This window comes from Ciceribacter azotifigens (assembly GCF_048159625.1).
In the GTDB taxonomy this organism is placed as follows: domain Bacteria; phylum Pseudomonadota; class Alphaproteobacteria; order Rhizobiales; family Rhizobiaceae; genus Allorhizobium; species Allorhizobium azotifigens.
In genome coordinates this window covers 147,811-169,718 of sequence record NZ_JBLQTA010000010.1, presented here as the reverse complement: position 1 = coordinate 169,718, position 21,908 = coordinate 147,811, and the positions used below count along the sequence as shown (strand labels likewise).

Sequence of the window (21,908 nt, the reverse complement as noted above, 5' to 3'; positions counted from 1 at the left end):
TGGCGCTGCGGGCTGCCTATGACGGGATGTTCGAGCCGATCGCCTGACCAAAGCGGAGATCCAGTTCGTGAAAACCATGGCGCAGATGGGTGACGGACCCTATGGTATGGCCGATGTCGCGCAAGCCATGGGGCGCACGCAAAACTCCTTGGGACCGACGCGGGCGAACATCATCTCCACAGGCATGGTCTACAGCAGCAATCACGGATATCTGGATTTCAGCGTCCCGCTGTTTGCTGAATTTATGCTGCGGCAAGCATAGGTCAGCGGCACATCAATTTCCTCGACACCAACCAAAAACCCCGCCGAATTCCTCCGGCGGGGTCCTCAATTCCCTCAATTTTCAAGCCCTAGCCTAATCTCAGAACTCCACGGCCCGGTCGCCGTTTTCGTCCTGGATGCGGGTCGGAAGCCCAATCTTGTTCAGAAGGTTGATGAACGGCTTCGGCGGCAGTTCTTCGACGTTCGCCATCTGCTTCACGTCCCATTCGCCGGTGGCGATCAGCATGGCGGCGGCGACCGGGGGAACGCCGGCCGTATAGGAAATGCCCTGGGAGCCCACTTCGTTGTAGGCCTCCTTGTGGTCGGCGACGTTGTAGACGAAGACGGTCTTTTCCTTGCCGTCCTTGAAGCCCTTCACATAGTCGCCGATGCAGGTCTTGCCTTCATAGTTCGGGGCGAGCGATGCCGGATCGGGCAGGCAGGCCTTTACGACCTTGAGCGGCACGACTTCGGAGCCATCGGCGAGCTTGACCGGCTGTTCGGAGAGCAGGCCGATATTCTTCAAGACGGTGAAGACGTTGATGTAGTGATCGCCGAAGCCCATCCAGAAGCGGACGTCGGCGCCGTCCATGTTCTTCGCCAGCGAATGCACCTCGTCATGGCCGCAGAGATAGGCGCGTCGGGTGCCGACGACCGGCAGGTCCCAGTCCTTGCCGATCTCGAACATCTTGTTGACCTTCCATTCGCCGCCCTGCCAGGAATAGACGACGCCGGTGAACTCGCGAAAATTGATTTCCGGGTCGAAGTTGGTGGCGAAATACTTGCCGTGGCTGCCGGCATTGATGTCGACGATGTCGACGTCAGTCACCTTGTCGAGATACTCGTCCTTGGCAAGCCGCGCATAGGCGTTGACGACGCCCGGGTCGAAGCCGGCGCCGAGGATGGCGGTAATGCCCTTTTCCTTGCACTCGTCAGCGCGCTTCCACTCGTAGTTCCCGTACCACGGCGGCGTCTCGCAGATCTTGTTCGGCTCTTCGTGGATCGCGGTGTCGATATAGGCAGCGCCCGTGTCCATGCAGGCGCGCAGCACCGACATGTTGAGGAAGGCCGTGCCGACATTGATGACGATTTCGGATTTGGTCGACCTGATGAGCGCCTTGGTGGCCTCGATGTCCAGCGCGTTGAGTGCATGGGCTTCGAGCACGCCGGGCTCTTTCATCGCCTTCTTCTCGTGAACCGAGGCGATGATCGCGTCGCACTTCGCCTTCGTGCGCGAGGCGATGTGGATGTCGCCGAGCACGTCGTTGTTCTGTGCACACTTGTGCGCCACGACCTGTGCGACGCCACCGGCGCCGACGATGAGTACGTTCTTTCTCATGATGGGGACCAACTCCTTATGTCCAATCGTCAGAGGCCGTCCTGATCCTGCTCAGGAAAGGCTTTGTTCGTAGTCCGTGTAGGAAAACTCGCGGACCGTTCTGATGCTGCCATCCAGTTCCCGGATGGCGATTGCCGGCATTTTCACGCCGTTAAACCAGTTCTTCTTGACCATCGTGTAACCGGCTGCGTCCTGGATCGAAATCCGGTCACCGACCTTCAGTTCGTCCGGAAAATCGAACTCGCCGAAGATATCGCCGGCGAGGCACGACTTGCCGCAGACCATGTACCGATGTGGTCCCTGGTTGGGGGAGACCTTCGCGCTTTCACGATAGATCAGAAGATCCAGCATGTGCGCTTCGATGGACGAATCCACCACGACAAGGTCCTTGCCGTTGTAGAGCTTGTCGAGCACGGTCACTTCGAGCGTGGTCGACTTTGTGATGGAAGCTTCACCGGGTTCCAGGTAGACCTGAACGCCGTAGTCTCCGGCAAAGCGCTTCAACCGTTCGGCGAAACGGTCGATCGGATAGTCCTCGCCGGTGAAGTGGATGCCGCCGCCGAGGCTGACCCATTCGGCCTTCTTGAGCAGCGGACCGAACTTCTCCTCGATGTCGCCGAGCATGCTGTCGAAGAGGTCGAAATCCTTGTTCTCACAGTTGTTGTGGATCATGAAGCCGGAAATCAGGTCCATCACCGGCTCGACCTTGGCGAGATCCCATTCGCCGAGCCGAGAGAAGGGACGGGCGGGGTCGGCGAGATCGAAGGAAGAAGAGGAGACGCCGGGATTGAGGCGGAGCCCGCGGATGATACCGGCCGACTGCTTCTCGAAACGCTGCAACTGGCTGATCGTGTTGAAGATGATCTTGTCGGCGTGGCTGACCACTTCGTCGATCTCGTAATCGGCATAGGCGACCGAATAGGCATGCGTCTCCTTGCCGAAGCGCTCGTGGCCGAGGCGCACCTCGTTCAGCGAAGACGAGGTCGTGCCGTCCATATAGTCGCGCATGAAGTCGAAGACGCCCCAGGTCGCGAAGCACTTGAGCGCCAGCAGAGCCTTCGCACCGGATTTCTCGCGCAGATACGCAATCTTCTCCATGTTGCGGAGGAGCTTCGTCTTGTCGATCAGGTAGTACGGAGTCTGGATCAAGGTTTGCCACGCCTCTCTGGTGAAAACGGTTGCGGCTTTCTGAAACCACAATCCCATCGGCGCCGTTATGGCGTCCGATGGGAAGGCCGATCCACCGCGCTAGCGGGGGTCCTAGGGAATTTGGGGCAAATAGGCAACCCAAGTCCGACATATCAAGCGTTTTTGGCCCGATATGAAGGCGGCAGGCGGTATCGGCGCCGGCAAGAACACGCGCGCCGCGCCGTTGCTCGAGCAAGCGGTCGGCGCGGCGCTCTCGGGAGCTTCGGGAAAGGTCAGGCGGTCAAAGCCGCCTGCTTGAGCCGCTTCTTGGCGCGGCGTGACAGATACCAGGGAAGGATAGCGACGGCGGCAGCCATGACCCAGAGAACGATCGAGATCGTGCTCTGGAAGAGGATCGACGGATCGCCGCCGCTGATTGCCAGCGCATTGCGCAGGTTCACTTCCATCACCCGTCCGAGAACGAAGCCCAGGATGAGCGGCGCCATGTCGAAGCCCGCCTTCCGCAGGAGCCACCCTATCAGGCCGATGCCGAGCATCAGGAAGATCGAGAAGACCGAAGCGTGGGTCGAATAGACGCCGACGATCGACAGAACCAGGATGCCGGGAACGAGCAGCCAGTTCGGCACAGTCAGCACACGGGCGAAGATGTTGACGAGCGGCAGGTTGAGAGCGAGCAGAATGAAGTTGCCGACGAAGAGCGAGGCGACGAGACCGCCGACGATCTCCGGCCGTTCGACGAGCAGCATCGGACCCGGCTGGATGTTGTAGAGCATCAGCGTACCGAGCATGACGGCGGTGGTGCCGGAACCGGGAACGCCGAGGGTCAGCATCGGAACGAAGGCGCCGCAGGCGGTCGCGTTGTTGGCTGCTTCCGGAGCCGCGAGACCCCGGACATCACCCTTGCCGAAGGTTCCTTCCGTGTCGGAAAAGCGCTTCTCGGTCGTGTAGGAGATCGCGCTCGAGACTGAAGCGCCGGTTCCCGGAAGCACGCCGACGACGAAGCCGATGAGCGAGCTTCTGAGCGTTGCGCCGGTGCACTTGACGATGTCGGCCCAGCGGGCGGTCATCCGGCCGAGATCGCGGATCATGGTGAAGCCGCGGCCCTGGTGTTCCAGGATGATGAGCGCTTCCGAGATCGAGAAGAGACCGATGACCAGCACGACGAACTCGATGCCGTCGCCGAGTTCGGGTTCGTCGAAGGTGAAGCGGTAGGCGCCGGAGGTCGCGTCGATGCCGACGGTCGCGAGCATCAGGCCGAGGGTGCAGCCGATCAGCGTCTTGACCGGCTGGTCGCCGACCATCGAGCCCAGCGTTGCGAAGGCGAAGACCATCAGCACGAAATATTCCGCCGGGCCGAAGCCGATCGCGAGACCGGAAAGGAGGGGCGCGAAAAGGGCAAGACCGATCGAGCCGAGAATGCCGCCGACGAAGGAGGAGAGGCCGGAAAGTGCCAGCGCCTCGCCGGCGCGGCCCTGCTTGGCCATGGGGTAGCCGTCCATCGCCGTCATGACGGCGCCGGCATCGCCGGGAACATTGAGCAGGATCGAGGAGATGCGGCCGCCATACTCGGCACCGCAATAGACGGCGGCGAGCAGGATCATCGTGCTTTCGGGCGGCAGCCCCATGGTGTAGGCGATCGGCAGCAGGAGCGCGATGCCGTTGATCGGGCCGATGGCGGGCAGTGCGCCGACCATGGTGCCGATGAAGCAGCCGACGAAGCCGATCAGCAGGTTCTGCCAGGTCAGCGCGACAGCGAAGCCGTGGGCGAGATATTCGAAGTTCATGACTATGACCTTTCCCGGCTAGGGGAGATGTGTTCGGTGCCTGTGGCTCAGCCGAAGAGCGCGCCAACCGGCAAATAGACCTCGAGCAGCCATGCGAAGATGCCCCACCAGAGCGCGGCGTGACCCGCGGCCCCGATCAGGGCCTTGAGCGGCGGAGCGCCGAAGATCATCCCGGTGCCGAAGGTCAGGAGGAAGATCGATGCGGCAAAGCCGGCCGGCTCGAAGATCGCGACGCAGGCGATCAGGATCACCGGTACGGCCAGCACACGCACCAGCAGCGCACCGGAGGGAAAGCCCTCCGCACTTCCCGGCGAACGCAGGTAGAAGAGCGCGAGCACGCCGAGGATGCCGGCGAGCATCAGGGGCACGACCCTCGGGCCGAGCGGATCGGAAGAGAAGGAGTAGTCTATGCGGCTCGCACCGATGCCGTAGACGACGGCGAAGGCGAGCACGCAGATCGCACCGATGCGGCCGGTAAGGAGGGAGGTTCTGCTATGGTCTGACATGGTCTGGTCTCCACCTCTTCGAGAGGGAACTCTTTGCACGAGCGGTCAGCATCTGCGGGCAACGGCTCTGCCGTGTGCCACGGGCGGGATATCGGGGTCGCGGACGTGACGAGCACGAGGCTCCTGCGGCGACCGGAAAGCGGCCCGGAAACGACCTTCCGGGATTGCTCCCGGAAGGTCCCGTCGTGCGGGTTCAGGCGGCAATTACATGCCGGCTTCCTTTGCGAGGATCTTGAAACGGGCGACGTCGTCCTTGACGCGCTTGTCGAAATCCTTGCCGAGCAGGGTGAACTCGAACAGGCCGCGAGCTTCGCGTTCCTTGGCGAATTCCGGCGTCTTGCTCATCTTCTCGAAGGCAGAGACCCACCAGTCATAATCGGCGTCGGATACGTCCTTGCCGACATAATAGCCGCGCCAGACCGGCCAGTCGATGTCGAAGCCCTGCTCGCGGGCGGTCGGCACGTTGGCGAGTTCGCCGGACAGGCGTTCCGGCGCCATGACGGCGAGGATGCGGACCTTGCCGGCGACGTGATGCTTGCCCATTTCGGCGGCGTCGCCGGAGCCCACCTTGATATGGCCGCCTTCAAGCGCCGTCAAAACAGCGCCGCCGCCTTCGAGCGCAACGTAGCGCATGCTCTTCGGATCCTGGTTGGCAGCCTTGGCGAGCAGCGAACCCTTCATCCAGTCCTGCGAGCCGACGGCACCGCCGCCGCCAATGGCGAAGCTGTTCGGATCGGCCTTGTAGGCCTCGACGAGTTCGCCGAGCGTCTTGTAGGGAGAATCGGCCGAAACGACGAGCACGCCGTAGTCGGCACCCAGCGCACCGAGCCAACGAACGGCATTTTCGTCATACTTGCCGAACTTGCCCTGTGCGATGAGCAGCGCCGAGCCGGAGGACGCGGCGGTGATCAGGTTGCCGTCGGTTGCGCGCTTGCCGATCACGTGGTTGTAGGCAACCGCTCCGACGCCACCTTCCATGTAGGTCACGGCCATCGGCTCGGAAATTTCCTTGGTTTCGAGCAGCGCATTGGCGGCCAGCCGGCAGGTGAGGTCGAAGCCGCCGCCCGGCTTGGCGCCTGCGAGGCACTCCGGCTTCGTCGGTTCGGCGAAGGCAGCCGAGCCGGCGGCGAGCGTCACCAGTGCGGCTCCCGCCAGGGTCTTGGTCAGAAAACGGATCATCATCTCTCTCCCATATGATCTTCGGCGTCAGGCGTTCCCGTCGTCATTTCTCGGGACCGCCTCGCGCGGTTCGTCTTGCGGTGCGCCCCTCGTCGCGTGAAGAAGGTGCTCCATGATCGGGGAAGAGAGACGACATGCCGGCGGTCGCCCTCAAAAGGGCATCGCCGCGACGAGGCTCAGCCTCGGGTCGCATTCGGCAGTCGGTTTTTTGAGTGCTCCTCCCCACACCTGTCCGACACTCTCTCCCGGATCAGGCAAGTCTGTTTTAGGACGCGAACCTGTCACAATGCTGTCACGGGTGTTGAGAAGCGTTAGGCATGCCCGGCCTGCGCCGGCGCTTGATCGGCGCTGCCATCCGTGCCACGCTCGATGCATGCGCATTCTGCTGGTGGAAGATACTCACGATGTCGGTGAAGCGATTGTCCGTCGCTTCGAGACGATCGGGCATACGGTCGACTGGGAGACGGACGGGCGTGCCGCGTCCGACATCCTCGATTTCACCGAATACGACCTCGTCATTCTCGACGTGATGCTGCCGGGCCTGGACGGGTTCTCGATTCTGAAGCGATTGCGCCAGAGCCGAAACGCCGTTCCCGTTCTGGTGCTGACGGCGCGCTCGGAGATTGACGACCGGGTGAGCGCGCTCGATCTCGGCGCCGACGACTATCTCGTCAAGCCCTTCGATTTCCGCGAACTCGAGGCGCGCGCCCGCGCGCTGATGCGCAGGCGCAGCGGCGGCGAGGCGACCAACATCATCGCCTGTGGCGACATCGTGCTCGATCGTGCCAACAGGAGCGTGCGTGTCGGCAAGCGGGAGGTGCAACTGAAGCGTCGGGAGATGACGTTGCTCGAAATCCTGGCGACCCGGCCGGGTCGCGTCTTCAGCAAGGACCAGCTTCTCGACCAGCTTTTCGGCTTCGACGAGCCGGCAGGCCCCAACGCGATCGAGCTCTATGTCGGGCGGCTGCGCAAGAAGCTCGAAGGCGCCCAGGCGCGGATCGTCACGGTCCGCGGCCTCGGTTATCAACTGGTTGCCGATGTACAGGCCTGAATCTTCGCTCTTCTCCCGTCTTCTGCTGCGTGTCGCGATCGTTCTGGCGGTCGGCGCCGCGATCCTGATGAGCGCTGCCTGGCTCTATGTGCGAGCCGCCGCGGATGATGCCTACGATCGGCTCCTGCAGGGTGCCGCCCTGCAGATGCTCGAAGGACTGACCGTCGAGGACGGCAAGCTCGTCGTCAACCTGCCGTCGTCTGCCTTCGAGCTGCTCGGACTTGCCGGTCGCGACCGCATCTTCTACCGGGTGATCGACCCCGACGGGCAGACGATGACGGGCTATGAGGACCTGACGCCCGATGTCGATTTTTCGCGCGCCAGGCCCGGTCCGGTTCTCCTCAACATGCGTTATCGCGGCGAACCGCTGCGGGTGATCGTGGCAGGCAAGGCGATTTCCGATCCCTCCACATCCGGCTGGGCGCATGTCGTGATCGCTCAGACGATCCAGGCACGCCAGGCGCTCGCCTCCGAACTCAGCGCGCGCGCGCTCGCACTCGTGGCCGCCATGAGCGGGCTCGCACTCGCCGGCACGGCGCTGGCGATCCGCTATTCGCTGCGGCCGGTTTCCGCGCTCGGCGAGACGCTTGTGGCCCGCGATCCTCAGGATCTGACGCCGCTCGCCGTTGACGTGCCGCGGGAACTCTCGCCCTTCGTCTCGTCGATCAACCACTTCGTGCGACGGCTCGACGAACGTGTGAAGCTCCTTCAGCGGTTCATCGCCGACAGCGCCCACCAGATCCGCACGCCGCTCACCGCCCTTTCGGCGCAGGTCAGCCTGATCGATGAAAGCAACCTGCGCGAAAGCGACCGCCGGCATCTCGAGCGGATCCGCAACCGCGCCGGTGAGCTCGCCCGTTTCACCAACCAGTTGCTGAATCATGCGATGGTCATCCACCGCTTCGATTCCGCCCAGCTCGTGCCGCTCGACCTGACGCGGGTCGCCCGCAAGGCCTTCCGGGCCGCCATCCCCATCACGATTGACCCCGATATCGTCGTCTCCTTCGAGGCGCCGGACGAGGATGTCGTGGTGCTCGGAGACGAACTCAGCCTGCGGGAAGCGATCGTCAACGTCATCGACAATTCGCTGCGCCACGGCACGGTCTCGCGGCTTGAGGTGCGCGTAGTCCATACACCCGAATTCGGCTTGGTCGAGGTCGAGGATGATGGTCCCGGCATCCCGGAGCCGGACTGGGGCCAGGTGACGAAGCGGTTCGTGACCTCGAAGTCGGGCGAGGGGAGTGCCGGCCTCGGCTTTGCCATCTCCTCGGAGGTGGCGGCAGCCCTTGGCGGCGAACTGACGTTCCGTTCGAGGAGCGAGGAGCACGGTTTCACCGTCGTGTTGAAGTTGCCGCTGCGCGCCAAGGGGAAGTCATGAACCGTTTCGCTGCCACTGCCGTCGTCCTGATCGCCAGCCTCTGGTCGACGCAGGCCCTTGCGATCGAAGGGGAACACGCGGTCTTTCCCGCTCCTTCAGGGGAACGGGCGAAGCTCGCCATCCATGGCGCGACCGACCTCAACGCGATCCGCCCGCTGATCCTGGACTTCCAGGAGACGATGCCGGACGTCACCGTCGAATTCACCGACTACGTGACCAATGATCTCTTCCGCGAGGCGGAAGAAGCCTGCCGGGACGGACGCGTCCATGGCGACCTCTGGCTTTCCTCGTCGGTCGACCAGCTCGTCAAGCTTGCGAACGACGGCTGTGCCCGGCCGCACCGCTCCTTCGTGACGGCGCAGGTTCCGGACTGGGCGAACTGGCGGGAGGAGGTCTACGGTTTCACCTTCGAGCCCGCGGTCATCGTCTACGACGGCTCACGCGTGCCGCCGGAGGATGTGCCGCACACTCACGAAGAGCTCTCCGATCTCCTGCGGCGCAAGCCGGATCTCTATCGCGGCCGCATCGGCACCTATGACGTGCAGGCTTCCGGCATCGGTTACCTTCTCGCATTCAACGATGCCCGTCAGGCACCGACCGTCTATGGTCGCCTGCTCGAGAGCTTCAGTCGTGCCGAGGTCGTGACCCGATGCTGCAACAACGAGGTGCTCGGCGAAATTGCGAGCGGCCGGATCCGCATCGCCTATAATATTCTCGGTTCCTATGCCTATGCGGCCTATCTGCAGAACCGGAACCTCAGGATCGTCGTGCCGCGCGACTATACGCTGGTGCTGTCGCGCGGCGTGATGATCCCGCAGAAATCTGCCCGTCCCGACCTTGCCGCCCGCTTCCTCGACTATCTGCTGTCCGGCCGGGGCCAGCGCGTTGCCCGCGACAAGGCATTTTTCTTTTCCGAGAAGGGGCCTTTGCCCGACGGCGTCGAAGGGCCGCCCGCCCTGATGGAATCGGGCATCGGACGACCGATCCGCATCGGGCCGGCGCTTCTCGCGGCGCAGGACAAGGCGCAGCGCGAACGCTTCATCGCCGGCTGGACGAGCCTCTTTACGCGGCCGGTGCGCTGAGCAGGCCTATCACCAGAAAAGATGCCGGCAGTTGCGCCGGCATCGTCAGTTCTCATATGTGCCGGGGAGCCCGCGTCAGAACTCGACGCGGACCACCTTGTTCTCTTTCGCCGATTTCAGTGCCGCATCGGCGAGCGCGAGCGCGATCAGCCCGTCTTCGGCCGACGGCGAGGGTGCGGTGCCCTTTTCGAGACTGTCGATGAAGGCGGAGATTTCCGCCGCATAGGCGGCCGTGTAGCGGGTCATGAAGAAGTCGTGCAGCGGCGGACGGGTATAGCCGTCCTTCGTCGCCACCTCGATTGAGACCGGGCGCTGGTTCTCGGCCGACACGGCGCCCAGCGAACCATGCACTTCGATGCGCTGGTCGTAGCCGTACGTGGCGCGGCGGGAGTTGGAGATGACCGCCTGGCGGCCGCTCTTCGTCGTCAGGATCAGCGAGGCGCTGTCGTAGTCGCCGAGTTCGCCGATTTTCGGATCGACGAGGACGGAACCGGTCGCGACCACGGTGTCGATTTCCTCGCCGAGGAGGAAGCGGGCCATGTCGAAGTCATGGATCGTCATGTCGCGGAAGATGCCGCCCGAGACCTTGATGTATTCGGCCGGCGGGGCGCCCGGATCGCGGCTGGTGATCGTCACCATCTCGACCTTTCCGATCGTGCCGGCATCGATCTCCCGGCGCACGGCCTGGAAGTGCGGGTCAAAGCGGCGGTTGAAGCCGAGCATTACCTTGGCGCCGGTCCGGCGCACGGTTTCGAGGCACGCCTTGGCGCGGACGACGTCGAGATCGATCGGCTTTTCGCAGAAGATCGCCTTGCCGGCCTTGGCAAAGCGCTCGATGAGGTCGGCATGGGTGTTGGTCGGCGTGCAGATGACGACCGCGTCGATGTCCTTGTCGGCCTCGATCTCGTCGATCGTCCTGACGGCGCAGCCGGCGGCAGAGGCGATGGCGTTCGCCGCTTCGGGGAAGGCGTCGGCGACCGCCACCAGCTTCGCCCGCTTGTCCTCGGCGATCGCCTTTGCGTGCACCTTGCCGATTCGTCCCGCGCCAAGAAGCGCCAGTCTCGTTACCATCTTGCTTTCCTCCCTGCGCCGCGTCCTATAGGCGGCGTCGCTGACCTGCGGAGAGATTTCGGGCGGCAGGCGCCGTCGAAATCTTCATTTGGAATATACGTTCTATTTTGCTAGATTGCGGCATCGTTTATGTCAATAGACTTAAGGGAAGGAAGACGATGGCAGAGATCGGCGCGCCGACGAGCATCAAGGGCTTCGAGGAGAGGCTTCTTCAGGTCTCCGAAAAACTGCCGAAGCGGTTGCGGCAATGTGCCGATTACGTCGCCTCCAACAAGGACAGGATCGCCGTCTCGACCGTCGCGGAAATGGCGGAGGGCGCCGGCGTGCAGCCATCGGCCTTCATGCGCTTCTGCCAGATTCTCGGCTTTTCCGGCTTTTCCGAGATGCAGAAACTCTTCCGCGAGTCCTATGTCGGGGGCTGGCCGGACTATTCGACCCGGCTCCACCACCTGCGTGAAAAGGCCGAAGGCAGCCCATCCGCATTGCTCGCAGAGTTCGTCGAGGCCGGGCGCACCTCGCTCGAAGGCATGTTGAAGACGGTCGATCCGGCGGCCCTGGAAGAGGCGGTGAAAACGCTCGCCGGAGCCGACATGGTTCACATCATCGGCATGCGCCGGTCCTTCCCGGTCGCGAGCTACATGGCCTATGCCTTCGAGAAGATGGGTGTGCCGGCCATGCTCCACAGTGCTGTCGGCAAGCTCGACAACCGCCACGCGGTCCGCCCCGGCGACGCGCTGCTCGCCGTGACGTTTGCGCCCTATTCCACCGAGACGCTGGACATCGTCGAAGCAGTTTCGGCGCGGGGCATTCCGGTGGTGGCGATCACCGACACGATCGTCAGCCCGCTGCGGAAATTCAACGCCCAGACCCTGCTTGTCTCCGAGGTCGACTTCGGCGCTTTCCGCTCGCTTTCGGCGACGCTCTGCCTTGCAATCACGCTCTCTGTCGCGGTCGGGACGGCCCGGCAAGAAAATTGAATATCTATGTTGAAATGTCTAAAAATGGAATATAAAGTTCAAAACCTGTAGGGCAGCGGACTGGCGGGAGCGCTGCGTGGACGACAGGCGATCCGCGTCGCCTGCGAACAGGGAGGCAGGCTTTTGACATCACTCGATCTGATCACGATTGGCCGTTCATCGGTCGATCTCTACGGAGTGCAGGTCGGAGGACGGCTCGAAGACATGGCCTCCTTCAACAAGTATATCGGGGGCTCGCCGACCAACATCGCCGCCGGAACGGCAAGGCTCGGTCTCAAGTCGGCACTTCTGACCCGCGTCGGCGACGAGCACATGGGGCGCTTCATCCGCGAGCAACTGGTCCGCGAAGGCGTCGACGTGCGCGGGGTGAGAACCGATCCCGAGCGCCTGACGGCGCTGGTCATCCTCGGCATTCGCGACCAGGACCAGTTTCCGCTGATATTCTATCGCGAGAACTGCGCGGACATGGCACTGTGCGAGGGCGACGTCGATCCGGCCTTCATCGCCGATGCGCGCTGTGTCTGCGCGACCGGTACGCATCTCTCCCATCCGAACACCGAAAAGGCTGTGCTCAAGGCGCTCAGGCTCGCACGCGAGAACGGTGCGAAGACCGCCCTCGACATCGACTACCGGCCGAACCTCTGGGGGCTCGCCGGTCATGGCGCCGGCGAGAGCCGCTACATCGAATCTGGAGCCGTCACCGCCAAGCTGCAGTCGACGCTGCCGCTCTTCGACCTGATCGTCGGCACGGAAGAGGAATTCCATATCGCCGGCGGATCGACCGACACGCTTCAGGCGCTGCGCGCGGTGCGCCGCATCACGCCGGCGACGCTCGTCTGCAAGCGCGGCCCGATGGGCGCCGTGGTCTTCGAGGGCGAAATTCCAGACAGCCTCGACGCCGGCCAGAAGGGTCCTGGCTTCCCGATCGAGGTGTTCAATGTCCTCGGCGCCGGCGACGGCTTCATGTCGGGCCTCCTGAAGGGCTGGCTCACCGGCGAGGACTGGCCGACCAGCCTCAAATACGCCAATGCCTGCGGTGCCTTCGCCGTCTCCCGCCACGGCTGCACGCCGGCCTATCCGAGTTGGGAGGAGCTCCAGTACTTCTTCGAGCACGGTATCCGCAACAAGGCGCTGCGCAAGGATGCCGCCCTCGAACAGGTGCACTGGTCGACGAACCGCAAGACGGACTGGCCGGTCATGCGCGTCTTTGCCTTCGATCACCGCATGCAGCTCGAAGCCATGGCCGAGGAAGCGGGCGTCGCACCGGAACGCATCGGCGCCTTCAAGGAACTCTGCCTGAAGGCCGCCCAGCAGGTTGCGGCGGGCGGCAGCGGTTACGGCATTCTCTGCGACGGGCGGCTCGGACGTGACACGCTCTACCGCGCCGCAGGCTCCGGTCTCTGGATCGGCCGCCCCGTCGAGTGGCCGGGCTCCCGGCCCCTGACGCTGGAGCCGGAGATCGGTCCCGATTTCGGCGGTCTTTGCGAATGGCCGGTCGAGCATGTCGTCAAGGTGCTCTGCTTCTACCATCCGGACGATCCGCCGGAACTCAGGGCGAACCAGGAAGAGACGGTCGCAAGGCTCTTCGCCGCGGCTCGCCGCAACCGGCTCGAAATGCTGCTCGAGGTCATTCCTTCGAAGGTTGGACCGACGGATGACGATACGGTCGCCAGGATCATCGACCGCTTCTACGAGATCGGCGTCTATCCCGACTGGTGGAAGCTGGAGCCGATGAAGACCGAGGGCTCCTGGGCCAATGCCTGCGAAGCGGTCCGCCGCAACGATCCCTATGCCCGCGGCATCGTGGTGCTCGGTCTCGATGCTCCAGCCGCCGAACTGGAGGAGAGCTTTGCGCTTGCGGCCGGCTTCGATCTGGTCAAGGGCTTTGCCGTCGGGCGTACCATCTTCGGCGACGCGGCCCGCGGCTGGCTTGCCGGCGCGGTCACCGACGCCGAGGCAGTCGCGGAGATGGCGGGACGGTACAGCGGTCTTTGCGCGGTCTGGGACAAGGCGCGCGCCAGGGGAGGAAAGGCATGAAGACGGTGAGACTGACGGCGGCGCAGGCGATGGTGCGCTACCTCGCCAACCAGATGAATGAGCACGGCGAGACCTATATCGCCGGCGTCTGGGCGATCTTCGGCCACGGCAACGTCGCCGGCATCGGGGAAGCGCTTTACGGGGTCCGGGACCAGCTTCCGACCTATCGCGGCCAGAACGAGCAGTCGATGGCCCATGCGGCGATCGCCTATTCGAAACAGCTTCGCCGGCGCCGCGCCATGGCGGTCACCTCCTCGATCGGGCCGGGCGCGGCGAATATGGTGACGGCTGCGGCGCTCGCCCACGTCAACCGGCTGCCGGTCCTCTTGATCCCCGGAGACGTCTTCGCCAATCGCGGTCCCGATCCCGTCCTTCAGCAGCTCGAGGATTTCGGCGACGGCACGATGTCGGTCAATGACTGCTTCAAGCCGGTGAGCCGCTATTTCGATCGCATCACCCGTCCGGAACAACTGCTCACAGCGCTGCCACGGTCGATGCGCACGATGACCGATCCGGCCGATTGCGGACCGGTGACGCTCGCCTTCTGTCAGGACGTCCAGGCAGAAGCCTATGACTATCCCGAGAGCTTCTTCGAAAGGCGGGGCTGGCGCCAGCGCCGCCCCGAACCGGATGCGGCGGAATTCGAAGCGGCGATCGCGGCCCTGAAGGCGGCGAAGAACCCGGTCATCGTCGCCGGCGGCGGCGTACACTTCTCCGGCGCGACCGAAACGCTGAAGGCCTTTTCCGAAAAGCACGGCATCCCCGTCGTCGAGACGCAGGCCGGCAAGTCGGTGCTCGCCTGGGACCATCCGCTCAATTTCGGGGCCGTCGGCGTGACGGGAACGGGCTGCGCCAACATCGTCGCGGAAAATACCGATCTCGTCTTCGGCGTCGGCACGCGCTTCCAGGATTTCACCACCGGCTCCTGGGCCCTCTTCAAGAACCCGGCGCGCAAGATCCTCGCCCTCAACGTCCAGCCCTATGACAGCGCCAAGCACGACGCGATCGCGCTGACGGCGGATGCGAGGATCGGCCTCGAACGCCTGTCGGCGGCGCTCGGAGACACGGTCTTCCCCGCGCCCGACGCCGACCTCAAGAACGCCTGGTTCGCCAGAGCGGATGCCGTCACCGCTGCGCCCAAGGACGGGAATGCGCTGCCGACGGACATGCAGGTGATCGGCGCCGTGCAGCGCGCCTCGCGCGACAACACGGTCGTCATGTGCGCGGCCGGTACCATGCCGGGCGAGTTGCACCAGCTCTGGAAGGCGAAGCTGCCGCTCTCCTACCACATGGAATACGGCTTCTCCTGCATGGGATACGAAATTGCGGGCGGTCTCGGCATCAAGATGGCCGAACCGGACCGCGACGTCGTCGTCATGGTCGGCGACGGCTCCTACATGATGATGAATTCCGAGCTGGCGACCGCCGTCGCGATGGGGGTCAAGATCACCGTCGTGATCACCGACAATCGCGGCTACGGCTGCATCAACCGTCTGCAGATGGAGACCGGCGGCGCGCAGTTCAACAATCTCTACGCGCACACCAATGTGAACCCGATCGCCATCGATTTCGCCGCCCATGCGGCCTCGATGGGCGCCGCCGCCCGCAAGGTGTCTTCGATCGCCGAACTCGAAGAAGCGCTGGCCGCCGCTCGCGACACCACCGTCGCGACCGTCATCGTGATCGACACCGATCCTTATCCCACCCCGGAGGCCGGCGGCTTCTGGTGGGACGTCGCGGTGCCCGAAGTCTCCGCCCGCCAGGAAGTCAACCAAGCCCGCACCCGCTATGAAGCAGCGCTGAAGGAAAGACGCTAGACATGATCCTCTACGGAACCAATCCGATCGCCTGGTCCAACGACGACGACCGCACGCTCGGCGCCCATATCAGCCTCGACCAGTGCCTGGACGAGACGGCGAAGATCGGCTTCGACGGCATCGAGAAAGGCCACAAGTTTCCGACCGACCCGGCGGGCCTCAAGGCCGTGCTCGAGCCGCGCGGGCTCCGCTTCGTCTCCGGCTGGCATTCGCTGAATCTGCTGACCAATTCGATTGAAGAGGAAAAGGCGGCGATGCAGCCGGCGCTCGACCTCCTGAAGGCCATGGGCTCGAAGGTCATCATCGTCTGCGAGACCTCGAACGCCATCCACGGCGATGACGCGGTGGCCGTCAACGACCGGCCGAAGCTCTCCGACGGCGACTGGAAGACCTTCGGCGCCGGCGTCGAGGCGCTCGCGGAATATGCCGCGGGGCAGGGCATCACGCTCGTCTATCACCACCACATGGGGACGATCGTCGAGAGCGAGGAAGAGATCGACCGGCTGATGGAGAATACCGGCCCGCACGCCCATCTTCTCCTCGACACCGGCCACTGCCTCTTCGGCGGTGGCAACCCGGAACGGGTCGCGAAGAAGTACATGCACCGCGTCGGCCACATCCATGCGAAGAACGTCCGTCCGGTCGTCGCGAAAGAGGTCCGAGACGAGAACCTCTCCTTCCTCGAAGGCGTGCGCCGCGGCGTCTTCACCGTGCCGGGCGATGCCGAAGGCGGCGTCGACTTCCCGCCGGTCTTGCGGATCGCGGCCGGGCATGGTTACGAAGGATGGCTGGTCATCGAAGCCGAGCAGGACCCCGATGTCCGCAATCCCTTCGAATACCAGAGCCTCGGACTGAAATCGTTGAAGGCCATGGCGAAGAGCGCCGGCCTGGACAAGGAGACGGCGTGAAATTCCTCGACCCGCAGCATCCGTTCTTCCGGCCGCTCTGGCTACGCATCCTGACGGTTGTCCTACCGGCGATCTGGGCCGTGGTCGAATGGTCAAACGGAGCGACAGGCTGGGCGATCATCTTTCTGGCCGCGGCCGGCTACGCCGGCTGGCAGCTGTTCCTGGCACCGGATGCGACGGGCTCGTCCACCGGCGAAAAGCCTGCCGAAAGCCGGGAGACCGACAAGGGAGACGAGGCATGAGCGATCTTCTGCGCAAGCCGCAAGGCACGAGCGGCAAGGTTCACGACATCACGCCGGAAAGTGCGGGCTGGGGCTATGTCGGCTTCGGGCTCTATCGCCTGAAGGCTGGCGAAAAGGCGGCCGAGAAGACGGGCGACACGGAAGTGATCCTCGTCCTCGTCGAAGGCAAGGCGGAGGTTTCGGGCGGGAACAAGGATTTCGGCGAGCTCGGCGATCGCATGAACGTCTTCGAGCGCAAGCCCCCGCATTGCGTCTACGTGCCTGTCGGCAGCGACTGGTCGGCGATCGCGACCACCGATTGCACGCTCGCTGTCTGCACCGCGCCCGCCATGCCGGGCCGCGAGGCACAGGTGATCGGCCCGGAAGGCATTGCGCTCACCGAGCGCGGCAAGGGTGCCAACACCCGCTACATCTATCCGATCGCCATGGAAGACCGCGACGTTGCCGACAGCCTGCTTGTCACCGAGGTCTTCACGCCGTCGGGCAACTGGTCGTCCTATCCGCCGCACCGGCACGACGAGGACAACTACCCCGAGATGACCTATCTCGAGGAGACCTATTATCACCGTCTGAACCCCGCCCAGGGCTTTGGCTTCCAGCGCGTCTTCACCGAAGACGGCTCGCTCGACGAAACCATGGCGGTCTCCGACGGCGATGTCGTCCTGGTGCCGAAGGGCCATCATCCCTGCGGCTCGCCCTACGGCTACGAGATGTATTACCTGAACGTCATGGCGGGGCCGCTGCGCAAATGGCGGTTCAAGAATCATCCGGATCACGACTGGATCTTCAGGCGCGACAACCCGCAAGCCTGACCTGCATTCGTTGAAATCCTGCTTCTGGGAGGAAGGCATGAAAGGTCTCGGAATCGGACTGATCGGCACCGGTTACATGGGAAAGTGCCACGCGCTCGCATGGAACAATGTCGCGAGCGTCTTCGGTGACGTGGCGCGTCCGCGGCTGGTAGCGCTCGCCGAGGTTAATGCCGAGCTCGCGGGGAAGAAGGCCGCCGAATTCGGCTTCGAGACTGCGACCGGCAATTGGCGCGACCTGCTTGCCAATCCGGAAATCGACGTGATTTCGGTAACGACCCCCAACGCCCTCCACCCCGAAATGGCGATTGCCGCCCTCGACGCCGGCAAGCACGTCTGGTGCGAGAAGCCGATGGCGCCCGCCTATGCCGACGCGCTCCGCATGCGGGACGCAGCGACGAGGAGCGGACGCACGGCCGTCATGGGCTACAACTACATCCAGAACCCGATGATCCGCCATATCCGCAGGCTGATCGACGAGGGTGCGATCGGCACCGTCAACCATGTCCGCGTCGAGATGGACGAGGATTTCATGGCCGACCCCTTCCTGCCCTTCTACTGGAAGAGCGAGGCCACGTCCGGCTACGGTGCGCTCGACGATTTCGCCGTCCACCCGCTTTCGCTGCTCTTCACGCTCTTCGGTCATGTCGGGACGGTCGTCGCCGATCTCGTGAAACCCTATGCGGAGCGGCCCCTGAAGGAGGGCGCAAACCGGGCGGTGGAGAACCACGATGTCGCAAGCGTTCTGATGACGCTCGAGGGCGGCATTTCCGCGGTGCTGATGGCAAACCGCTCCGCCTGGGGCCGCAAGGGGCGCATCGCCCTCCAGATATTCGGCTCGGCGGGCTCGATCCTGTTCGACCAGGAGCGGATGAACGAGTTCCAGATCTATCAGGCAAGCGGCCGGGCCGAGGAGCAGGGGTTCCGCACGGTGCTAGCCGCACCCCACCATCCGCCCTACGACCGCTTCATTCCGGCACCCGGCCACGGCCTCGGCTTCAACGATTTGAAGGTGATCGAATGCCGCGAGCTGATCGCCGCGATCGGCGGCGACAAGGCTCATGTGATCGACTTCGAGGACGGATTGCGCATCGAGCAGTCCGTCCATGCGATGGCACGCTCCTTCGCCGAGCGGCGATGGGTCGCCGTCTGACGGCAACTGCCGGAAGATATCTTCGCGCGAAGGTTCAACCCTTAATGCAGACGAGTGGGGAAAGCTTCGCCACCCGGCGGGCAAGTCCCGCCTGCTCGGCGGCGGTGACCACGGCACCCACATCCTTGTAGGCGCCAGGCGCTTCTTCCGCGACCCCGCGCATCGACGGGCTGCAAATGATGATGCCGCGGCGAGCCAGTTCTTCGACCACCTGGCGGCCACCCCACTGTTTGGCCGCCGCATGGCGCGACAAGGCCCGACCGGCACCATGGCAGGCGGAGGAGAACGACTTTTCCTCGCTTGTCGCAAGGCCGGCCAGCACGTAGGAATTGGTCCCCATGCTGCCGCCGATCAGTACCGGCTGACCCGCAACCCTCAGGGCTTCGGGCAGATCGGGATGGCCCGGGCCCAGAGCCCGCGTCGCTCCCTTGCGGTGGACATGCAGGGCGCGGAGCCGTCCGTCGACCTCGTGCTCTTCGACCTTGCAGGTGTTGTGCGATACGTCGAAGAGCAGCGTGAGTTCGTTGCCGGGGAAGAAGTGCCGGAAAATCCGCCGCGTGAAATGGCCGAGGATCTCGCGATTGGCGAGCGCGCAGTTGATGCCGGCGCGCATGGCGCCGAGGTAGCGGCGGCCCGCGTCGGAGTTGATCGGCGCGCAGGCGAGTTCCTTGTCCGGCAGGATAATGCCGGCCTCCTTCGCCGCGCCGACCATCTCGAGCAGGAAGTCGCTGCCGATCTGGTGGCCAAGCCCACGCGAACCGCAATGGATGGTGACGACGACCTCGCCTGTCTGCAGTCCGAAGACGCGAGCCGCTTCCGGATCGTAGATCTCGTCGATCGCCTGCACTTCGAGATAGTGGTTGCCCGACCCCAGTGTGCCCATCTCGCGGCGCTGACGTTCCTTGGCACGGTTGGAGACGAATTCCGGCCGGGCGGCGGCCATGCGGCCGTTCTCTTCGATGCGCTCAAGGTCACGTTCCTCGCCCCAGCCCATGTCGATCGCCCAGCGCGCGCCGCCCCGCAGCATGTCGTCCATCTCGAAGTCGTCGAGACTGATCGTGCTTTCACTGCCCACGCCGGCCGGGATATCGCGGTAGAGCGCCTGCGCAAGGCCATGCGCGACCCGTTTCAGGGCTTCGACGCGGATGCCCGTCAGCATGGTGCGTACACCGCAGGAAATATCGAAGCCGACGCCGCCCGCCGAAACGATGCCGCCGTGGTCGGCGTCGAAGGCGGCGACCCCGCCGATTGGAAAGCCGTAGCCCCAATGGGCATCCGGCATGGCGTAGGAGGCACCAACAATGCCCGGCAGCGATGCGACGTTGGAGGCCTGCAGATAGACCTTCTCGTCCATCCCCTGGATCAGCGCCTCGTCCGCATAGATGATCGCCGGAACACGCATGGCGCCCGTCGGCTCGATGCACCACGTGAACGGGTCGACTTGGGTGAAACGTGCCGGGTCCATCCCATACTCCCTCAGACATCCACGATGCAGGCCGCAGACCAGGTGCCATCAGCGGCCTGTCTCACCTGCAATTCACCGTAGGTTGCCCCCTTGGGCTCCGCCGCCGGCGCATGCCGCAGCATGTCGACCGGTTCGCCCCAGAGCGTGCCTTTCAGCGTGTCTGCGTCGATCCTGACCTCGAAGCGGCCGAAGAGCATCCGGCGGACCGCCATCTCGTAGATGACCGCGTTGAGCCACTCCACAAAGAGCAGGTCGAGGGCCGGGGCCCTGCATTCGACCTCAACCGACGTTCTGGATTCGACCGGCTCGTCGGTCACCGCCGCCGTCAGCGCAAGGGCCGCCTGTTCGAAGGCTTCGGCCGGACTTGCGCCGAAGCCGCGCACGCCGACATCCGCGTCGTGCGGGAACAGTTCCCACATGCGGGCCGGCCCGGTCTTCTGCTCATGCCCTTCCATCGCCGCCTCCCAGCCGCAGCGACACTCGGTCCCGCGACCTGCGCGCCTTGTCTATTAGGTCTAGCAAAATTAGACGCTGGTTCCCAGCCTCGCGCATTGATGCTCGTCAAACATTGACCTTGGGGAGGCCTACAAAAAGAATGGCGGCGCCGGGGCGCCGCCAGTTCGGTTTGACGGGGAGGAGTTCGTCAGACCTTGCGCTTCTTCTGGCGATAGACGTCGGCGACGACGGCGGCGACGATGATCATGCCCTTGATGATCTCCTGGTAGTACGCGTCGACCCGCAGGAAGGTGAAGCCGGAGGTCATCACACCGAGGATGATCGTGCCGATCACCGTGCCGGTGATGCGGCCCGCACCGCCCGAGAGGGATGTGCCGCCGATGACGGCCGCCGCGATCGCGTCGAGCTCGTACATCACGCCCATGCCGGCCTGTGCGGTCTGGGCACGGGCGGCGGTGACGACGCCGGCGAGACCCGCCAGCATGCCTGCGATCGCATAGACCTTGATCAGGTGCTTCTCGACATCGATGCCGGAGACGCGGGCGGCCTGCACGTTGGCGCCGATCGCATAGGTGAACTTGCCATAGCGGGTGTAGCGCAATGCGATGTGGAAGATCAGCGCGACCACGAGGAAGACGATCACCGGCCAGACGCCCGTCCCGATGAAGTTGAACTGGTCGGTGAGGCCCGAAACCGGCTGGCCCTTCGTGTACCACTTCGAAATACCGCGTGCCGTCACCATCATGCCGAGCGTGGCGATGAAAGGCGGGATCTTGGTCCTGGCGATCAGCTGTCCGTTGATGAAGCCGGCAAGCAGGCCGATCAGGATTCCTGCGCCGATCGGAATGAAGAATGGCAGGTCGGTCAGGCTCGGATAGAGCGCCCGCGACCATGTCGACGCCTGGGCGAGGCTCGCGGTGAACATCGCAGTCATGCCGACCACCGAACCGGAGGAGAGGTCAATGCCGCCGGTAATGATGACCTGCGTCACACCGACGGAGATGATGCCGATCACCGATACCTGCAGGATCATGATGGTCAGACGCTGCGGGTTCATCAGGAAGCTCTGGCCGACGAGCAGCCAGCCGAGCAGTTCGAAGACGAGCGCGATGCCGATCAAAACCAGAAAGATGTTTGCCTCGGGGGGCATCCTGCGCGTGCGCGGCGTCCCCGTCTTCAGGTCGACATCGCCCTTGGTCGCGGTCTGTTGGTTCATTCTAACCTCCCTGTCAGTCCTGGACGGC

20 protein-coding genes are annotated in these 21,908 nt (G+C 64.1%); 11 read left to right on the top strand and 9 right to left on the bottom strand.

Annotated features, from left to right (window positions below; translation table 11 throughout):
* Nucleotides 1-67: 67 nt before the first annotated feature.
* Nucleotides 68-262 (top strand): hypothetical protein, encoded by a 195-nt coding sequence (locus ACM6UT_RS15595; protein ID WP_416798259.1) that lies wholly within the window; start codon nt 68-70, stop codon nt 260-262.
* Between the two features lie 99 nt (nt 263-361).
* Here ACM6UT_RS15595 and ACM6UT_RS15590 read toward each other — a convergent pair whose 3' ends face one another.
* The 5 genes from ACM6UT_RS15590 to ACM6UT_RS15570 form a co-directional block, all read right to left on the bottom strand.
* Nucleotides 362-1,600, bottom strand: coding sequence for a saccharopine dehydrogenase family protein (locus tag ACM6UT_RS15590; protein ID WP_416798258.1), 1,239 nt, complete (start codon nt 1,598-1,600; stop codon nt 362-364).
* 51 nt (nt 1,601-1,651) lie between these two features.
* The gene (locus ACM6UT_RS15585; RefSeq protein ID WP_416798257.1) at nt 1,652-2,749 is read right to left on the bottom strand and encodes a carboxynorspermidine decarboxylase; all 1,098 of its coding nucleotides are present in this window, start codon (nt 2,747-2,749) and stop codon (nt 1,652-1,654) included.
* A 272-nt stretch (nt 2,750-3,021) separates the two neighbouring features.
* Complete coding sequence (locus ACM6UT_RS15580) at nt 3,022-4,533, bottom strand: tripartite tricarboxylate transporter permease (protein WP_416798256.1); 1,512 nt, start codon at nt 4,531-4,533, stop codon at nt 3,022-3,024.
* A 47-nt stretch (nt 4,534-4,580) separates the two neighbouring features.
* The gene (locus tag ACM6UT_RS15575; protein WP_416798255.1) at nt 4,581-5,039 is read right to left on the bottom strand and encodes a tripartite tricarboxylate transporter TctB family protein; all 459 of its coding nucleotides are present in this window, start codon (nt 5,037-5,039) and stop codon (nt 4,581-4,583) included.
* 204 nt (nt 5,040-5,243) lie between these two features.
* Nucleotides 5,244-6,218 carry a Bug family tripartite tricarboxylate transporter substrate binding protein gene (locus tag ACM6UT_RS15570; protein WP_416798254.1) on the bottom strand — a complete coding sequence of 325 codons (975 nt, stop codon included), beginning with the start codon at nt 6,216-6,218 and terminating at the stop codon, nt 5,244-5,246.
* A gap of 373 nt (nt 6,219-6,591) precedes the next feature.
* Here ACM6UT_RS15570 and ACM6UT_RS15565 point away from each other — a divergent pair, with 373 nt between their 5' ends.
* The 3 genes from ACM6UT_RS15565 to ACM6UT_RS15555 are packed head-to-tail and all read left to right on the top strand — an operon-like array spanning nt 6,592 to nt 9,729.
* The gene (locus tag ACM6UT_RS15565) at nt 6,592-7,269 is read left to right on the top strand and encodes a response regulator transcription factor (protein WP_416798253.1); all 678 of its coding nucleotides are present in this window, start codon (nt 6,592-6,594) and stop codon (nt 7,267-7,269) included.
* Nucleotides 7,256-8,647, top strand: coding sequence for a sensor histidine kinase (locus ACM6UT_RS15560; RefSeq protein ID WP_416798252.1), 1,392 nt, complete (start codon nt 7,256-7,258; stop codon nt 8,645-8,647). The genes ACM6UT_RS15565 and ACM6UT_RS15560 overlap by 14 nt, the downstream gene beginning before the upstream one ends.
* Nucleotides 8,644-9,729 carry an ABC transporter substrate-binding protein gene (locus tag ACM6UT_RS15555; protein ID WP_416798251.1) on the top strand — a complete coding sequence of 362 codons (1,086 nt, stop codon included), beginning with the start codon at nt 8,644-8,646 and terminating at the stop codon, nt 9,727-9,729. The genes ACM6UT_RS15560 and ACM6UT_RS15555 overlap by 4 nt, the downstream gene beginning before the upstream one ends.
* Nucleotides 9,730-9,804: 75 nt before the next feature.
* Here ACM6UT_RS15555 and iolG read toward each other — a convergent pair whose 3' ends face one another.
* Nucleotides 9,805-10,800 carry an inositol 2-dehydrogenase gene (gene iolG / locus ACM6UT_RS15550; RefSeq protein WP_416798250.1) on the bottom strand — a complete coding sequence of 332 codons (996 nt, stop codon included), beginning with the start codon at nt 10,798-10,800 and terminating at the stop codon, nt 9,805-9,807.
* 158 nt (nt 10,801-10,958) lie between these two features.
* Here iolG and ACM6UT_RS15545 point away from each other — a divergent pair, with 158 nt between their 5' ends.
* The 7 genes from ACM6UT_RS15545 (at nt 10,959) to ACM6UT_RS15515 (ending at nt 18,743) form a co-directional block, all read left to right on the top strand.
* Entirely contained in the window at nt 10,959-11,777 is an 819-nt protein-coding gene (locus ACM6UT_RS15545) for a MurR/RpiR family transcriptional regulator (RefSeq protein WP_416798249.1), read from the top strand.
* Nucleotides 11,778-11,900: 123 nt separating this feature from the next.
* The gene (locus ACM6UT_RS15540) at nt 11,901-13,814 is read left to right on the top strand and encodes a bifunctional 5-dehydro-2-deoxygluconokinase/5-dehydro-2-deoxyphosphogluconate aldolase (RefSeq protein WP_416798248.1); all 1,914 of its coding nucleotides are present in this window, start codon (nt 11,901-11,903) and stop codon (nt 13,812-13,814) included.
* Complete coding sequence (iolD, locus tag ACM6UT_RS15535; protein WP_416798247.1) at nt 13,811-15,631, top strand: 3D-(3,5/4)-trihydroxycyclohexane-1,2-dione acylhydrolase (decyclizing); 1,821 nt, start codon at nt 13,811-13,813, stop codon at nt 15,629-15,631. Before ACM6UT_RS15540 ends, iolD begins: the two co-directional genes overlap by 4 nt.
* 2 nt (nt 15,632-15,633) lie before the next feature.
* Nucleotides 15,634-16,539 carry a myo-inosose-2 dehydratase gene (iolE, locus tag ACM6UT_RS15530; RefSeq protein ID WP_416798246.1) on the top strand — a complete coding sequence of 302 codons (906 nt, stop codon included), beginning with the start codon at nt 15,634-15,636 and terminating at the stop codon, nt 16,537-16,539.
* Nucleotides 16,536-16,781 carry a hypothetical protein gene (locus tag ACM6UT_RS15525; RefSeq protein WP_416798245.1) on the top strand — a complete coding sequence of 82 codons (246 nt, stop codon included), beginning with the start codon at nt 16,536-16,538 and terminating at the stop codon, nt 16,779-16,781. Before iolE ends, ACM6UT_RS15525 begins: the two co-directional genes overlap by 4 nt.
* Entirely contained in the window at nt 16,778-17,593 is an 816-nt protein-coding gene (iolB, locus tag ACM6UT_RS15520; RefSeq protein WP_416798244.1) for a 5-deoxy-glucuronate isomerase, read from the top strand. The genes ACM6UT_RS15525 and iolB overlap by 4 nt, the downstream gene beginning before the upstream one ends.
* Before the next feature lie 37 nt (nt 17,594-17,630).
* Entirely contained in the window at nt 17,631-18,743 is a 1,113-nt protein-coding gene (locus ACM6UT_RS15515; protein ID WP_416798243.1) for a Gfo/Idh/MocA family protein, read from the top strand.
* A 34-nt stretch (nt 18,744-18,777) separates the two neighbouring features.
* On the opposite strand, the gene ACM6UT_RS15510 is transcribed toward ACM6UT_RS15515, so the two are convergent.
* The 3 genes from ACM6UT_RS15510 to ACM6UT_RS15500 form a co-directional block, all read right to left on the bottom strand.
* A complete protein-coding gene (locus ACM6UT_RS15510) occupies nt 18,778-20,208 on the bottom strand; it encodes an RtcB family protein (RefSeq protein ID WP_416798242.1) in 1,431 nt (476 codons plus the stop codon).
* 11 nt (nt 20,209-20,219) lie between these two features.
* On the bottom strand, nt 20,220-20,663 hold the full coding sequence (locus tag ACM6UT_RS15505) for an archease (RefSeq protein WP_416798241.1): 444 nt from the start codon (nt 20,661-20,663) through the stop codon (nt 20,220-20,222).
* A gap of 188 nt (nt 20,664-20,851) precedes the next feature.
* The gene (locus ACM6UT_RS15500; protein ID WP_416798240.1) at nt 20,852-21,880 is read right to left on the bottom strand and encodes an ABC transporter permease; all 1,029 of its coding nucleotides are present in this window, start codon (nt 21,878-21,880) and stop codon (nt 20,852-20,854) included.
* Between the last annotated feature and the right edge of the window lie 28 nt (nt 21,881-21,908).